At 37.4% G+C, this 15,380-nt stretch carries 14 protein-coding genes and 2 pseudogenes; 5 read left to right on the top strand and 11 right to left on the bottom strand.

Annotation, left to right across the window (positions count from 1 at the left end; translation table 11 throughout):
- Positions 1-792 precede the first annotated feature (792 nt).
- Positions 793-2,076, top strand: coding sequence for a hypothetical protein (locus ACFINX_RS02365; RefSeq protein ID WP_375668276.1), 1,284 nt, complete (start codon positions 793-795; stop codon positions 2,074-2,076).
- A 488-nt stretch (positions 2,077-2,564) separates the two neighbouring features.
- Here the strand turns inward: ACFINX_RS02365 and ACFINX_RS02360 are convergent.
- From ACFINX_RS02360 to ACFINX_RS02320, 9 genes and pseudogenes are all read right to left on the bottom strand, one after another.
- Positions 2,565-3,252: pseudogene (locus ACFINX_RS02360) on the bottom strand (inositol monophosphatase family protein); the annotation flags it as partial.
- A gap of 8 nt (positions 3,253-3,260) precedes the next feature.
- Positions 3,261-4,052: an inositol monophosphatase family protein gene (locus ACFINX_RS02355; protein ID WP_375611745.1), complete on the bottom strand. Its 792-nt coding sequence runs from the start codon at positions 4,050-4,052 to the stop codon at positions 3,261-3,263.
- Between the two features lie 11 nt (positions 4,053-4,063).
- Positions 4,064-4,639, bottom strand: coding sequence for an elongation factor P (gene efp / locus ACFINX_RS02350; RefSeq protein ID WP_015856958.1), 576 nt, complete (start codon positions 4,637-4,639; stop codon positions 4,064-4,066).
- Positions 4,640-5,114: 475 nt separating this feature from the next.
- A pseudogene (locus ACFINX_RS02345) lies at positions 5,115-5,465 on the bottom strand (helix-turn-helix domain-containing protein).
- 339 nt (positions 5,466-5,804) lie between these two features.
- Positions 5,805-6,203 carry a hypothetical protein gene (locus ACFINX_RS02340; RefSeq protein WP_375649877.1) on the bottom strand — a complete coding sequence of 133 codons (399 nt, stop codon included), beginning with the start codon at positions 6,201-6,203 and terminating at the stop codon, positions 5,805-5,807.
- 632 nt (positions 6,204-6,835) lie between these two features.
- Positions 6,836-7,204 (bottom strand): helix-turn-helix domain-containing protein, encoded by a 369-nt coding sequence (locus tag ACFINX_RS02335; protein WP_375638272.1) that lies wholly within the window; start codon positions 7,202-7,204, stop codon positions 6,836-6,838.
- A gap of 166 nt (positions 7,205-7,370) precedes the next feature.
- Entirely contained in the window at positions 7,371-8,414 is a 1,044-nt protein-coding gene (locus ACFINX_RS02330; RefSeq protein ID WP_375668275.1) for a tetratricopeptide repeat protein, read from the bottom strand.
- A 364-nt stretch (positions 8,415-8,778) separates the two neighbouring features.
- Positions 8,779-9,144: a helix-turn-helix domain-containing protein gene (locus tag ACFINX_RS02325; protein WP_375668274.1), complete on the bottom strand. Its 366-nt coding sequence runs from the start codon at positions 9,142-9,144 to the stop codon at positions 8,779-8,781.
- A gap of 371 nt (positions 9,145-9,515) precedes the next feature.
- Positions 9,516-9,881: a helix-turn-helix domain-containing protein gene (locus ACFINX_RS02320; RefSeq protein WP_375668273.1), complete on the bottom strand. Its 366-nt coding sequence runs from the start codon at positions 9,879-9,881 to the stop codon at positions 9,516-9,518.
- A 497-nt stretch (positions 9,882-10,378) separates the two neighbouring features.
- Here ACFINX_RS02320 and ACFINX_RS02315 point away from each other — a divergent pair, with 497 nt between their 5' ends.
- Both ACFINX_RS02315 and ACFINX_RS02310 read left to right on the top strand, forming a co-directional pair.
- Positions 10,379-10,567 (top strand): antitoxin, encoded by a 189-nt coding sequence (locus tag ACFINX_RS02315; protein WP_375668272.1) that lies wholly within the window; start codon positions 10,379-10,381, stop codon positions 10,565-10,567.
- The gene (locus tag ACFINX_RS02310) at positions 10,545-10,853 is read left to right on the top strand and encodes a type II toxin-antitoxin system RelE/ParE family toxin (RefSeq protein WP_375611751.1); all 309 of its coding nucleotides are present in this window, start codon (positions 10,545-10,547) and stop codon (positions 10,851-10,853) included. The genes ACFINX_RS02315 and ACFINX_RS02310 overlap by 23 nt, the downstream gene beginning before the upstream one ends.
- 276 nt (positions 10,854-11,129) lie before the next feature.
- Here the strand turns inward: ACFINX_RS02310 and ACFINX_RS02305 are convergent, their stop codons facing one another.
- Both ACFINX_RS02305 and ACFINX_RS02300 read right to left on the bottom strand, forming a co-directional pair.
- The gene (locus tag ACFINX_RS02305; protein WP_375668271.1) at positions 11,130-11,894 is read right to left on the bottom strand and encodes a TIR domain-containing protein; all 765 of its coding nucleotides are present in this window, start codon (positions 11,892-11,894) and stop codon (positions 11,130-11,132) included.
- A gap of 311 nt (positions 11,895-12,205) precedes the next feature.
- Positions 12,206-12,868, bottom strand: coding sequence for a thiamine phosphate synthase (locus ACFINX_RS02300; protein ID WP_375645650.1), 663 nt, complete (start codon positions 12,866-12,868; stop codon positions 12,206-12,208).
- A 366-nt stretch (positions 12,869-13,234) separates the two neighbouring features.
- Here ACFINX_RS02300 and ACFINX_RS02295 point away from each other — a divergent pair, with 366 nt between their 5' ends.
- Both ACFINX_RS02295 and ACFINX_RS02290 read left to right on the top strand, forming a co-directional pair.
- On the top strand, positions 13,235-14,377 hold the full coding sequence (locus ACFINX_RS02295; RefSeq protein WP_375668270.1) for an OpgC family protein: 1,143 nt from the start codon (positions 13,235-13,237) through the stop codon (positions 14,375-14,377).
- A gap of 180 nt (positions 14,378-14,557) precedes the next feature.
- Positions 14,558-15,076, top strand: a complete 519-nt coding sequence (locus tag ACFINX_RS02290; protein WP_375649927.1) for a DUF1465 family protein — start codon at positions 14,558-14,560, stop codon at positions 15,074-15,076.
- Positions 15,077-15,380: the final 304 nt, after the last annotated feature.

The raw sequence follows: 15,380 nt of genomic DNA, 5'->3' as shown, positions 1-15,380 counted from the left end.
TTTTCAGACAGGCTTATCAATTTGAAACTCTCATGGAAAAAAGAAAGGCAAGCATTGAGATGTTTTTCTTTTTTAACGGGCTGTTCTTTTTTCTGCCTGACATTTTTATAAAGACACTTCTGTGTATAGAATGTAAAACGATGCCACGTTAATCTCTATGAATAATTAAGGGGAGAGTTCTCTTCATAACAGCACTGTCACGTTGATTTATAATGATAACTCATTGTTTTTCATGAAAGATCTTACATGGAATTTCTCGTTTCAAATTTGATTATGTTGCATTAGTCAAAACCATGTCTCTTGCATATACCAAGCAGGGAAGATTGCGTGAAGTAAAAATACTTAAAGAAAGAATAAGTCTTCTTCATGAAGCGTCTCAAGTTTTAGGGGCTGTAGTAATATTGAGGGGATTAGGAAAGTGTATGATGATGTCGCTTTACTAAAAAAGAGCCGATAAATGAGTAGAAAGACGCTTTTTATCAATTTTATAAAACAAGGTGAGCACGCAGCCATGTTTTGCTGTGTTAGGCTTTTGAGTACTTTGAACCAATATTGTGGGAGTGCATTTTAAGAATTATAAAGCTCTTCTTAAAAGTGCATAAATCATTAGAGCAGTACAATTAAATACAAATTGTTTTATTTTACCAATAAAAATATCTATATTTTGTTTATTTTTTTCATAAAAATAGAATATATAGCAAATCCTGAATCAATTATATACATATTGATACAATATCGAGGGATCGATAAAAGAGCTGCGTTAAATACTGGTGAGAATAAAAGAAAGCAAGAATGAGTGATCACGATACTTTCATAGTTATAGTAGGAATAGTTATAATAGGGAGCATAATCTATAGTCTTTGGTTAGCAAATTATCAGAAAAAGCAATTAAGTGAACAACTTGAGCAATATGAGAAATTATGGCAGCTAAAAGATCGAGAGTGCGCGATATACCAAGATATTATTGCACAATGGGAACAAAGGCTTGTTAAAAAAACTCAAAAAATATCGCCAAAATGGATTAAACAATGGGATGAAGAAGTAAAAGAATGGGAAAGGAGTATATTAGAGATAAAAAAAATTGGATACATTTCTGAATCTTATGAATCTAAAAAACAGCAGCATCCAATGGTACAAGATATTTGTGCTCAAGGATATGTAGATATATTTTTTCTCTATGAAAAGGCGCTGGAAGTAGAATTTACTGCTGAGCACATCGAAAGAATAAATGAATTAATGATGCGTCCAATTTTTAAAGAAACTTATCCTAAAGTTGTGCGATTCATGAGACAGAATGGTGTCACATTACGAAAGTTTGTGGACCCTTTGACGAAAAAAAAGCGCTATAAGCCTACAATGCTGTTGTTTCATTGGTGGTTATATATGATTGATGATATGATTACGGCTGAATATGAACAGCAACTACAAGACAAGGCTTCAGGATACTATGAAGAGTTAAAGTCTTTGGAAATTTATTATGAAGATATACCTAAATATACAGAATATGAAACGCTAGAAGAGATACTGTCTTGTTGGTATCTTAGTCTGCCTAGAGATGCTGAATTACTATGCATTTGTAAAAGAGAGCTTCTAGCATTATTGTATGATATTTCCAGTGCTTATAAAGCGGCAAGAAAAACTTTTATTTACTATAAGCAGCTTATTGATACGGTAAAAGAAGGATATATGGCCTTTGATAAGGATTGTCGTTACTCCACGGTTAGAAATGACATTGATGTTTGTAGAGAGAAAGATAAAGAAAAGAAAAAGGGGTTGCGTATTGCTAAAGAGACTCCAACATATGAAAAAGCCTATAAATTAGGAGTCATAGAATGGATGAAGTGGTCAAGTAAGAAATGTGATAATCAATGGATCTTTTGGAAAATGCTTGTCAAAATAGGAAATTCAAAAGAAAAATTAAAAATCATTTTTGGTGATGAAAAGGTAAATGCACTGGAAGAGGCTATCAAAAAAGATCAAGAACAGTTCGTGAGCGAATTTCAAGAAGCAATTCTCGAGAACAAAAATGTGCATTTTTATAAATCCCATGCCTATTTGATACATACTTTAGAATAATGCTGAAAAGAAGGAGAAGCTGATAACAATTGTATGAATTAATATATTAATGGAAATTGGCATAATTGCGTATTTTTGTGAAAAGAGAATAGAGGTATATGCCGCAGCTCTTACCAAAAAGGAGAGAGTGGGCTCTTCTAGAGTCAATATTTTTGCGTGCAGTGTAAGAATGATCTCTCAAGAGAAGTAGGAGAGGCTTTTGCCTCAGGTTCGATAATTGCTTTTTGGGGCGTTTGTTATGATGGGATTTGTTTTTATTGCCTTTTGCAGCTTGTTTGCAGGGGAATTTGAATAACAGAAACGTCAATAAGGTAAGCTATTGGGGATTGCTTTTGTGGGGGCTTATAGCAAGTACATTTTTTGTTCGTGGTGATGTTTTTTGTCACTATCTAATCAGTTATTTCCTATCGTTATTTGAAAGAAAATTAAAAACTCTTTCTTCATGTGTTTGTTTAAGGTTCTAAGGGTTTTGTAAAAAACTGTAAGAATTAAATGCTTTTTTGAAGTTTTTTTTTATAGTTTGATGCGAATGTGTTCATTTCCGGCAATGATGTTTTTTTGCGGAATATATCGCTACCGCCTTCTTTATTAGTGACAAAAACACCGGCTTCGCGAAGCATCAGTATGCTGGTAGTTTTATCAAAAATGTGCAGGTTATCTTCCCAAAAGCCATCGGTTCTGCCAGAAGCAACATAAGCTAAATCAAGAGCAGCAGCGCCAAAACGGCGCAATCCAGCAACTTCCATCATCACATTACGTAATTCAATAAGATAGGTTCCATGATTTGGTCGACCAAAATGAGGCATGCTTGTAGCAATGACACAATCTTCCAGTCTGCGTCGAGCAGAAACGCGACAGCGTCGGTTATTGAAAAAAGCACCATACCCGCGTTCTGCGGTGAAGAGTTCATCATTCACGGGATTGTAAATGACACCAGCAACGATTTTCCCTTGGCTTTCTAAGGCAATGGAAACAGCAAAAAAGGGAATGCCATGGAGAAAATTTGTGGTGCCATCTCAAAGGGTCAACAATAAAACGGTGTTGTGAATCTTCGCCAATGATTTCTTCTGACTCTTCCATCAGAAAACCAAATTTGAGGCGCGCTTTGCTTAATTCATTGAAAATAATTTTTTCCGCTTTGCGATCTGCTTGGCTGACGTAATCTGCTAGATCTTTTCTGAGGTTTAAATGCCTTTTTTGAGGGTTTTTTCTAATTTTAGGCGAATGTGTTCATTGCCGGCAATGATATTTTTTTTGCGAAATATATTGTTGCCGCCTTCTTTATCGGTGACAAAACCACCGGCTTCACGAACCATCAGTATTCCAGCAGCCATATCCCAAATTTGCAAGTTATCTTCCCAAAAGCCATCGGTTCGGCCAGAAGCAACATAAGCTAAATCAAGAGAAGCTGCACCAAAACGGCGAAGTCCGGCAACCTCTGCCATCACATTACGTAATTCAATAAGGTAGGTTCCATGATTTGGGCGACCAAAATGAGGCATGCCTGTGGCAATGACACAATCTTCTAGTCTGCGTCGAGCAGAAACGCGACAGCGCCGGTCGTTAAAAAAAGCACCACACCCACGTTCTGCTGTGAAGAGTTCATCATTCACGGGATTGTAAATGACACCAGCAACGATTTTTCCTTGGCTTTCTAAAGCAATGGAAACAGCAAAAAAAGGAATGCCATGGAGAAAATTTGTGGTGCCATCTAAAGGGTCAACAATAAAACGGTGTTGTGAATCTTCTCCAATGATTTCTTCTGACTCTTCCATCAGAAAACCAAATTTGGGGCGCGCCTTGCTTAGTTCATTGAAAATAATTTTTTCCGCTTTGCGATCTGCTTGGCTGACATAATCTGCTGGTCCTTTCAAAGACACTTGCAAATTTTGCACTTCACCGTAATCACGTACCAACGAGCGTCCTGCTTTCATTGCAGCTTGCACCATGACATTCATGACTGCAGAATGGGCCATTTTTTATTCCTTTATTTATCTTTTTCATTTGCGCGACGCAAATAAATCAACTCATTGGTGTCTACAATGATACGTTCACCAGCATTCATAAAGGGGGGAACAAGAATCCGAATCCCATTTTCAAGAATAGCGGGTTTATAAGAGGAGGTAACCGTTTGTCCTTTGATGGCAGGATCGGCTTCCGCAATTGTGACAGCAACCTGATCAGGAAGTGAGATGCCGATAGGCTTTTCTTGATAAAGTTCAACTGTGACAGTCATCCCATCTTGGAGAAAAGCGGCACGTTCACCAACAAAATCCTTTTGAAGTTCAAGTTGTTCATAAGATTCTGAATCCATAAAGACCAAAGCATCCCCTTGTTGATAAAGAAAGGTGAAATCTTTTTGTTCAAGGCGCACGCGTTCAACTGTCTCAGCAGCACGAAAGCGTTCATTAAGTTTTGTACCATCAATCAAATTTTTCATTTCAACTTGGTTAAATGCACCACCTTTTCCTGGTTTTACAGCGTTGCATTTAACTGCAACCCATAAACTTCCTTGATGTTCGATCACATTACCAGGGCGAATTTCATTGCCATTAATTTTCATCGTTTCTATCCAATTCTATTCTTGCAAAAAGAACTCTCTTGTTGTCTTTATGGCGCTTTTCTTTGCTGCCTTTAACAGTCAAGCTCTTTTGTTATTTTCGGGCTAAAATCCCTTTGATTAACCTTGCGGCTCTCTCATGGTCCTGTGTGCTCTTTATGGGCTTTCTCCTGCTTTTTGCAAAGAGAAAAGCTTAAGTAAAAAAGGACCTTTATGTATTTTTGCTTTTCAGTTCTTTGCAAGACCATAAAAAGCGCTCAGACGCAAGCTTTTTAAAAATTTGCACAAAAATTTTTTAGAATTTTTGGGGAAATTTATCCCGTTGTGTCGTAAAATATCATCATTGATGGCAATGATATAATTGATGGTAATGATATAAGTTCCCTAAAACCATGAGGTGTTTTTAATTAAGAATATGTGAATACGGAGTTTGTATGAGTGTCTCATGGGATAGAGCGTGGTGTGTTATCGTATGATGTTAGCTTTCGTTTTGATCAGAGATCCGCTGTAAAATGGCTCTTTGTTTTATCGAGGTTAGAACTCTAAATCTTTTGAGCAGCAGGTATTCTTCTGTACTTGATGCGATTTCATCATGAGAGTACGGGGGCAGTTGTTTTGTTAAGATATCAGCATAGAAAAAGGAAAGTAGAACATTTGAGATAGCGGCAATTTATTTTAAACGCCCTATGCTGACACGATTTAATCCGTTTTCATATTTCTGGATTTGTTGGAAAGTGGCACCTAAATGTTGACCTAATGTTTTTTGACACATCTTCAACATTTTTCGTCTCAAACGAATTTTTTTGCCAATGAATTTGCCGCTGAAAATGTCGTTATAAGGATTTTTACCAAAACCCTAGAAAATGCTACACGGGATATAGAAAACTCTTCAGCTGCTTCAATCACAGATAGTCCAAGTTTTGCATTTACATCTTCGCGTAACAATTCACTAGGGTGTGGGGCATTTTCATTATTTTTAGTATTCTTCTTTTCTTAAATCTCAAAGCTATAATTTACACTATTTTGTATTGTCACAATCTATAATAAAATTTATCCACTCTGGCTAAAAATGAGGGTTTTTATTGAGATGCAAATCTCTTTGCCTTTCGCAAGAACTTTTAAGTCTTTACGTGTAAAATATAGAGAATGTTTACATTAAATAGCGGGTTCATTTGGGCTGAGTACTTATATGAGCACGTGGTTCTCCGTTCACATTATACTGAAGAAGAGACACTATAACTCTACTATTTAATCTTATTCTATAACTCAAAGTTACACCCATATTTTGTTGCTTTTGAGGTTGATCTGTATAGATCACATTATATCCATTCCGTCGCAACAGATTGATAAATAAAGGAGTAAAGTTGTCTGCTGTATTATTTTTCTTTATAAGAAGTGTGGTTGTAGCTGGTGGTAGAGATCTCTTGATATCGCTAATAAATTTGTTAGCAACTAATTGTGCCTGACGCTTTGTAAGACTTTGATCAACATAATTTGATGAATAATTGCCTACAGATGCGCAACCAGCCACCAACACAACCGGTGACAGCAATAAATATTTTAACATCTTTAATTCCCCTTACTTATTGTTGCTCTTTATTTGCGAAGCTCCTCTTCCAGAAATAAGAGCAACTTTACTTATAGCACATTAACAACATATCGGTATCTAATCAATCGGTTAATTAATCAATGAATAATGGTTTCAGCTGTAAAGGCTGCTTGAAGTGCTTCTGGTGGCGTATATTTTAATAAACAGCTGCTTTTAGTGATTATGATAAAAAAGCAATTTTTTGCGTTTGCATGTTAAGATCATGTCCTCTATCACCATTATAAAATGATGCGTTAGGTTCTGTTCCAGATCGACCAAAAAAATTTTCAAGCATTGCTTTTTGAGGGCTGTCTTTTTTTAAATACGTATGAATGCTTATTCTGTTTGCTGTAAAATACTGTCGTTTGAGGTGTGGTGCTATAAGACATAAAACTTTGCACATGTGATGTTTTTATGAGAGTGTGTGGTGAATATTTGAGGGAGAGCTTGTCCGGATAATTTTGTGAAATGAACCACATAAAATGGGAAGCTAAAAGAGTTCTGTTCTGAGAAGACGGATTGTTTCCCAACCGGATAGGGAAGGGGCTTCTGTCCTTTGAGGGGTGGGAGGCAAGTCAAGAACAGAGAGTGTAGCGCCCTATATTATGATGTTAAAAGCTTTCATTTTGATCAGAGAGTAATTGTAAAATGGCTCTTTGTTTTATCGAGGTTAGAACTCTAAATCTTTTGAGCAGTAGGTATTCCTCTGTACTTGATGCGATTTCATCATGAGAGTACGGGGGCTGTTGTTTTGTTAAGATATCTGCATAGAAAAAGACAAGTGGAACATTTAAGATATCGGCAATTTCTTTTAAACGCCCTGCGCTGACACGATTTAAGCCGTTTTCATATTTCTGGATTTGTTGGAAAGTAACACCTAAATGTTGACCTAATGTTTTTTGAGACATCTTCAACATTTTTCGTCTCAAACGAATTTTTTTGCCAATGAAAATGTCGTTATCAAGATTTTTGGCTCGCATTTTAAAGCCCCCGCCGGTTGCGAGCGCCCTCGCGTTGGTATTCCGAGAGTTTGAAAATACTGAATCCGAATCAGCCTTTTTGCTTTTAGTGCTTAAAGCACCTAGACAGAGCAAAATCTCCCGGAATTTCTATAAATTTTATCTTTTTGATGCAGAGAGGAGTATTTTAAAAAACAGGAAGGAGCTTTATTGCTTCTTTGTGCGCTTTTTCTAGTTGTGCCTTATCCATGCCTTGGAGCATTATTTCAAGATCAGGAGCTTGCATTTTTGCCTCCTTTGCGAGCATATACCATGCCGCTGCCATTATTATATCGCCTTTTGTTCCTGTGCCATCTCGATAAAGCCTTGCAAGGGAAATCTGTGCTGGTGCAATCATGTTGACGGCATTTCTGTGAAGTAAATGAAAAGCACGCTGAAAATCTGTTTCTCCTCCACGCCCCTGTACAAGCCATTGTGCTAAATGAAGTTGAGCTTTTAAGTGGTTGTTTTGAGCCGCTACCTCCATGAGCTTGCGGGCATTGCGATCATCCTTTGGTCGCTTTAATGTGCCTAAGGAAAGAATTTTTGCAGCAGAAAAAGCCGCTTCAGCATCCCCAAGAGCAGCACCTTTTAAGTACCATTTTAAGGCTTGCTCTATTGCTTCATTTTCACGACTTTGGGAAGAAACACCAGGGAGAGCTTGTTTTTCCTGTGAGGCTTTATAAAGAAGCAGTTGTCCATAATAAAAATAGGCTTCCTTGACGCCTGCTTTGACAGCTTTTTGAATGAATTGCGCACCAAGTCCTTGATTTTGTTTTATAAAGTGACCATCAAACAACATAAGTCCATAGCGTAGTTGTGCTTGGGGTTCCCCCTGTTTTGCAGCGCGTTCAAACCATAAAGCAGCACGCGCACCGTCAATAGGAACAGCACATCCTTCCATATAAATTCGGGCAAGAAGAGTTTGTGCAAAAGGATCATTTTTTTCAGCACGTCGGAGTGCTTCACGAAAAGCTTTTAAATAATAACCTTGGATGTAATAGTCATAGGCTTGATCATAGTCTCCAGCTTTTAAGGGCTGAAAGGGTTCTTGAGTGTTTGAAGCTTCTTGAATCGTATTGAAAGAGCTTTCAGAATTTGAGATTTCTTCAGTGTTTCCCGCTGAACTTACAGCAGAACTTGCAAGCCCAATCACGCCTAAGATGAGCAGCTTCACGCTTCTCTTGATCATGGTGTTTTCTCCTCATTACCGATCAGAATTTTCACATTTTTTTTTCATCATTACAAGCCGTATAAGAATTTCATTTCTATATTACTTTTTATCTCTCAGTTTTTCGTCTTGGTTCAAGGTAGGGTTGGGTAAGTTAAAAAAGTAGCATAAATGTCGACGAGAGACAGACTGTTTAAAACAGTTCTGTTAAAAATAATACAGTCCTGTTAAAAATAATAATGATGAGGGGTTATCGTATGTAAAGATGCTTATCTTCTATTATATCAAGGGCTTCTCCGCTTAAAATGAAAAAATGCTTACAATGGAGGTTGCTTTTTAAAATATGTATGAATGCTTATGAATAGCGCACGCTATCCGTGTGATGTTAGCTTGCATTCTCATCAGAGATTAGCTGTAAAAAGGCTTTCTTTTTTACCGTTGTTAGAACTCTAAATCTTTTGAGCAGCAGGTATTCTTCTGTACTTGATGCGATTTCATCATGAGGGTATGGGGGCTGTTGTTTTGCTGAGGTGTCCGCATAGAAAAAGACAAGTGGAACATTTAAGATATCGGCAATTTCTTTTAAACGCCCTGCGCTGACACGATTTAAGCCGTTTTCATATTTCTGGATTTGTTGGAAAGTAACACCTAAATGTTGATCTAATGTTTTTTGAGACATTTTTAGCATTTTTCGTCTCAAACGAATTTTTTTGCCAATAAAAAGATCAATATTAAGATTTTGAGATTGCATTTTTCCCCGCCGGTTGCGAGCGCCCTCGCATGAGTATTCCGGGAGCTTGAAAGTACTGAAATCTAATCAGCTTTTTTTGCTTTTAGTGCTAAGAGCACCTGGACATAGCAAAAACTCCCGGAATTCCGGGATACCCACAAAGTGGGGTAAATTCATGTTTAGATTTTCGGGCTTTCAAGACCCTCTTGGTCGTTGCGTATGCGACCAAAACATCTTTTAATTCATAAAGTAATTTTAGGAAATTTACAATAAAAATTAAAATAGTGTCTCTTAACGTGTCGTTTCTTAAAATGGAGGGGTGGCATGTTTTGCATTCAAGCAATAAAGTGTTCACAAAGGGGACTTTGAATAGCACACTCTATCGCGTTATGTTAGCTTGCATTCTCATCAGAGATCAGCTGTAAAAAGGCTTTCTTTTTTACCGTTGTTAGAACTCTAAATCTTTTGAGCAGCAGGTATTCCTCTGTGCTTGATGCGATTTCATCATGGTGGTATGGGGACTGCTGTTTTGTAATGATATCGGCGTAAAAAAAGGCAATGGGAACATTCAAGATATCAGAAATTTCCATTAAACGCCCTGCGCTGACACGATTTAAGCCGTTTTCATATTTTTGAATTTGTTGGAAAGTGACACCTAAAGCGTGTCCTAAAGTTGTTTGAGACATTTTTAGCATTTTTCGTCTCAAACGAATTTTTTTGCCAATAAAAAGATCAATATTAAGATTTTGAGATTGCATGTTTCCCCGCCGGTTGCGAGCGCCCTCGCATGAGTATTCCGGGAGCTTGAAAATACTGAGTTCTAGTCAGCCTTTTTGCTTTTAGTGCTTAAAGCACCTGGACATAGCAAAAACTCCCGGAATTCCGGGATACCCACAAAGTGGATTCATCTTTACGCTAGAACTTAGGGTTTTCAAGGCCCCTTTTGGTCGTTGCGTATGCGACCAAAACATCTTTTAATTCATAAAGTAATTTCAGAAAATTTACAATAAAAATAGTTTTTTACTTACAAAATTTGTTTTTTTATGAGAGGTTATCTGCTTCTTAAATCTCTCTGGAATGATTGTCAAAATCATGACATCAGCCCCCGTGTTTTTTGAGAGGGTTAAAAAGCCTTAAGTTTTAAGATCAAAAGAACTTTGGACGCTTAAAAGTTAAACATTTTCAATTCTCTAGTATTGACAACATAGCCAAGAGTAATTATCTTCAATATTCAGGAATAGAAAGGACATATATTATGAAGACCACCCTTTCTCCGCTAATTTCAGAGTTCGAAACCGTTGAACAGGAAAGCAGCTACACTGCATGGCTGCGCGATAAGGTAGCGAGCAGTCTTGCAAATCCATATCATCCTATTCCGCATGATGAGGTTATGGCTGAAATGGAAGTTATAATCAGTCAGCTTGAAGCTGAACAGGACAAGTGATGCTTCCGGTTGTTTGGTTGTCTTCGGCGCGCGACAATTTGCGTCAGATGTTACCTATATTGCTCGCGAGAAACCATCTGCTGCGCGCCGAATGAAAAGGTTTTTGGAAGCATCTGTATTGCCATTGGCTGAACATCCATATTTATACAGACAGAGTGAGAAGGTATTAGGATTACGAGAAATTGTAGCGCATCCAAATTACCTTATATTGTATCGAGTAGCTGCACATAAAATCGAAATTGTAGCTGTAGTACATGCCCGACGTGAATTTCCTATTTTTCTTTAATCTAATGAGAGGCTGCCTCTTAAACCTTTCTGGAACAATTACCAAAATCATGACAACAGCCCCGCGTTTATCAAAGAGACTAAAATGATTTCTTCTACGGTAGTGAATTCACACGCGGTCTCTTCATTTGAATTTGCACAATCGCTTGCTGTTTGAAGAAGGGTGGGGGATGATCGTTTCTTTGAGCCTATAGGATGTGTGTCTGTGGAATGTGGTGGGGTGGCATGTGGTTTTGGGTGTGCGCTTTAAAAAAATAAACATAAGCATTATTCAAATTTAACGTGATGCTGTAGTAACTTTCTTTTCATCTAATTTCTTTGCATCTAAATTGAAGCCGGCTTCACATAGTCGATGAGAAAGATCTTTAAGTGTTTCTTTTACGTGTTCTTTAAAAGGAAGGTATATAATTCCATTAATATCTGAAGGGAGTTCAAGGTCTTGTTTTTTTAGAATAGCGACATTTTTGCGAGAAAGTGCAGCGATTAACATGCCCATTTCGAAAATAACGTTTTGTCGTGCACGGGGTTGTGCTGCTTTTTTGCCGGCAGATTTGGCATAGCCTATATCATCGGGAGTAAGCAGCACAATACCAAATTTTATGAAATCGCTACAGATTCCTTTTTCTAAAGCTTCAATGATGGTTAAGCCATTCCCGCCAGTATTTTGTAAAATGTATGGTTCAAGATTAAAATCATTAAGAATAGATGTAAGTTGCTTTAGGGCAGTACGGTCATGACCATGAACGATAAAAATTTTTTTAGGAGAAGATTCTAAGGTATTGGAAGCAGTCTTTGGAGAAGGATTCGTTGATGTTTCTTGTATGTGTTTAACCAAAGCTTTTTCTAGATTTGTCACAGCGGATTCTTTGCCTTGAACGTTGATTGTTCCTGTACTTTCATACCAATTAATAACGCCTCCTTCGGAGGTTTTGATCTGATATCCTCTAGAAGAATTAAGTGATAGAGACTTAACTTCCATGATTTTATATCCAGCTGTTTTAACTATATCTTTAAGGTCTTCGACGGTTCCGCTATATTTCACTGTTTATATTCTTTCAATATCGCTGGTTATTAATATAAAATGTTGATTTATTTTTATAACTATTTGAATTTAAATAGCTTTATGATTTCATTTTCTTATACAATGCACAAAAAGAGATGGTCACCTTCCATTCAATTGATTGAAACGTGGGAAAACTTGACTAAATGATGGGAAATTTTACTGCGTGATAAAGCGATCTGATTGAATTGTGAATGAACGAAACGAATTTTTCTCCTATTTGTATATGCCGTTATGTGCTCTATATAAGAAGCACGAAAGTTAACGCTTTATTTATAAATTCTCCTCCTATATTACAAGGGGGTTTTCTCACATTTTTCTTGCATTGTTTTAAGCAGTATTAAGGGGTTGTCGTTCCTCAAAATGACTTCTTCTACAGCAATGAATTCACATCCAGTCTTTAAGACTTCATCAAAGGTTGAAAAATCGCTTCCTGCTTGGATAATGGCGGGGGTTTGCATAATTTCTGCCCACCATGTTGCTAACTGGAGATTGCGGGGGTGCGCTTGGGGTTTTTTATCAGCACCGAGTTTTCCAAAGAACAGGTAATCAACACCTGTTTCCGCTGCAAGCATAGCACTATGGCGATTGCGTAGATTGCCAAAGCCTATGATTTTTTGTTCCTTTTGCTGATTTTTGAAGCTTTCAAGAGCGTTAAGATCATCTTCTATGTGCAATCCATCAGCCTTTATGCGCCCAGCAATGCGGCTGTCATCAGCGATGAGAAGGGCTGCGTCATGATGTTGAATATCTTCTGCGTAAGTTTGCGCTTGTTGTTGCAAAAAAGAGCCATCATCTTTCAACCTTTCAGAATCATAGAGGATGACGCATGCAAAAGACTTTGTTTGCAAAATTTGCTGCAAAAATGTGTGTGGGGTGTTGCGCCGAACATCAAGTGTTAAAATCAACTGAGGGAAAAGAGGTGGATCAATTGGTTTATTTTTTTGTTGTGTCATGTCAAATCCCTGTTTCTTAGAAAAAATAACGCTTAAAAATTAAAGTTTCATTCTATTATGCTTATTTGCGATGAAAGTGACCACCATTTTCACGTAATTTAAAGGATTTGTGGGTGTGTGGAAGCCTGTTTATGAGAAATGAGAGTGTTTTTAAGCATAATATGTTACCTTTTTGTTGTGATACACGTATGGACGCTTTTCGTTCTTTTGCCTTTAAAAAACTTTTGCTTTTAAAAAAATAAACGCTTAAAATGAAACTTGACTCTTAAAAATTAAAATTTCATCCTGTTCATGCTTGTTGGCAATAAGGGTAAGCACCATTTTTATTGGGACTTCAAGGGGTTTGTGACGTGTGGGAGTCCACTGATGAAATACCAAGGTATTCTTGAGCATAATACTCAACCTTCTCATCGTGATACACGCATTGATGTTTTTCGTTCTTTGGCCTTATTGACGATTTTCATCAACCATATTCCCAGAACGATCTATGAGTCTTTTACTCATAGAAACTTCGGTTTTTCTGATTGTGCAGAAGTGTTTGTTTTGCTTTCAGGGATTGCTCTTGGGTTAAGCTTTCATGGACGATTACAGCAAAAATCCTTTGCTTTTATTATCCGAAAACTTTGGTACAGAGCTCTGCAGCTCTATGGTGCATATCTTTTTACGACTTTTGTCACGTTAAGTCTTTTTTTTGCTGCCTTTTTATTATGGCGAACAGAAAAACTTTTATCGATGAACAATGTGGGACTCTTTTTTAAAGAGCCTGGTATCGCATTTTTGAGTACCTTAAGCTTTGGGCATCAATTGGGATATAATAATATTCTTCCTCTTTATATCGTTTTGATGTTTTTTGCGCCTTTTATCCTTTATTTGAGTTGTAAGCAGACAAAATGGCTGCTTTTGGGCTCCTTTACACTGTATCTTATCTGCGGATTTTACAAAATTGCTCCTCCTTCTTATCCTTTAAAGGGAAAGTGGTTTTTAAATCCTTTGTCTTGGCAATTCTTATTTGTCATAGGATTGACCAGTACTTTAGCGCTTAAACAAGGAAAAAAAATCGCTTTTCAGTCTTTTTGGATTGTTTGTGCGGCAGCGTATCTCTTGTTGGCGCTGTTATGGGTTCGCTTAAATTGGTGGGGCATTTTGGGGTGGCTTGGCTGGTCTTCCCCATTGTTGAACTTTAATAAAACCTTTTTAAGCTTGCCACGTTTACTCCATGTTCTTGCATTAGCCTTTCTCATTCTTTCTTTGCCGCGCATCAATAAATGGTTTTATGTCTCTCAGAAACATCCTTTAGCAATTTTAGGAAAACATAGTTTACCGGTCTTTGTAACGGGAACCATTTTTGCGATGTTTGGACAAATTATAAAAACAGTGATGACAGAAACGTTTTTTTCCGATACCCTCTTAATAATAACGGGTATTGCTTTGCAATTTGGAGTCGCTTATTATTGTGAAAAACGGCAATCTTGGCAGTGGTCATTTTCAAGGAAAATGACCCGTTTATAAAAAACATTCCTATAGTGTTTGTTGGGCACGTTAACCTTAGTATAAAAAGTGCGTTGCGCAAAAAAATTAAAAGAGGTAGCAGTTTTAAAAAAAAGCGTTCTATACAGCAACAAAAGAAACTTTTTAATACTCTGTTCGTTGAGTGGTATAATTTTGTGCTGATACTTGGAGTATAAAAGCGTGAGTGTACATAAACGTCCATATGATGAACCTATTATCATGATTGAGCATAATGCTTTTGAAAATGCTTTTAATCGTCTCTATGAAGAAACAATGGCGCTGATTGAAAAAACCGCAGCGTATATTGACTCAGAAGGGAAATTAGTAGCACGCTCTCTTTCGGCAGAGGTTTCTGCAATCTATGCAAAAGAGGCTATGTATTTAAGTACACGACTTATGCAAATCGCTTCTCAACTCCTTCTTCTTCGCGCAGAGCGTGAAGGGGAAATGTCATCAGAACAAATAAAAAAAGAAATTGTAAAAGTGTCACTTCATACACCGACATTGGAACTTGAAACCCCGCATTGGCATGAATTGCCAGAAATTTTTCGCCAATTTGTTTCTCATTCATTGCGTTTAGAAGCGCGGATAACCTATATGCGTGCTGGGTGGGAAACTGCGGCCTCCTGTGCTCTAGAAGATGATAATCCAGTGGGAAAACAAATCGAATTGCTCAAAACAGCCTTTGGGCGTTCTTAGAGGTACTCCCTTGCTTTGTGCGAAGGGGAAATATCATCAGAACAAATAAAAAAAGAAATTGTAAAAGTGTCACTTCATACACCGACATTGGAACTTGAAACCCCTCATTGGCATGAATTGCCAGAAACTTTCCGTCAATTTGTTCTCATTCATTACGTTTAGAAGCGTGCATTTTGTTTCATTTAGAGATGCGGCTGTAGTTTAAGCGCTTTGGTCAATAAGCGGCGGCTGTACGTTTAAGCGATGATAATCCAGTGGGAAAATAAATTGAATTACTGAAAACAGCTTTTGGGCGTTCTGAGAA

This window comes from Bartonella sp. AP36NXGY, assembly GCF_042195865.1.
GTDB lineage: Bacteria > Pseudomonadota > Alphaproteobacteria > Rhizobiales > Rhizobiaceae > Bartonella.
The sequence above is the reverse complement of the archived record's forward strand: the minus strand, read 5'-3'. Positions and strand labels throughout refer to the sequence as shown.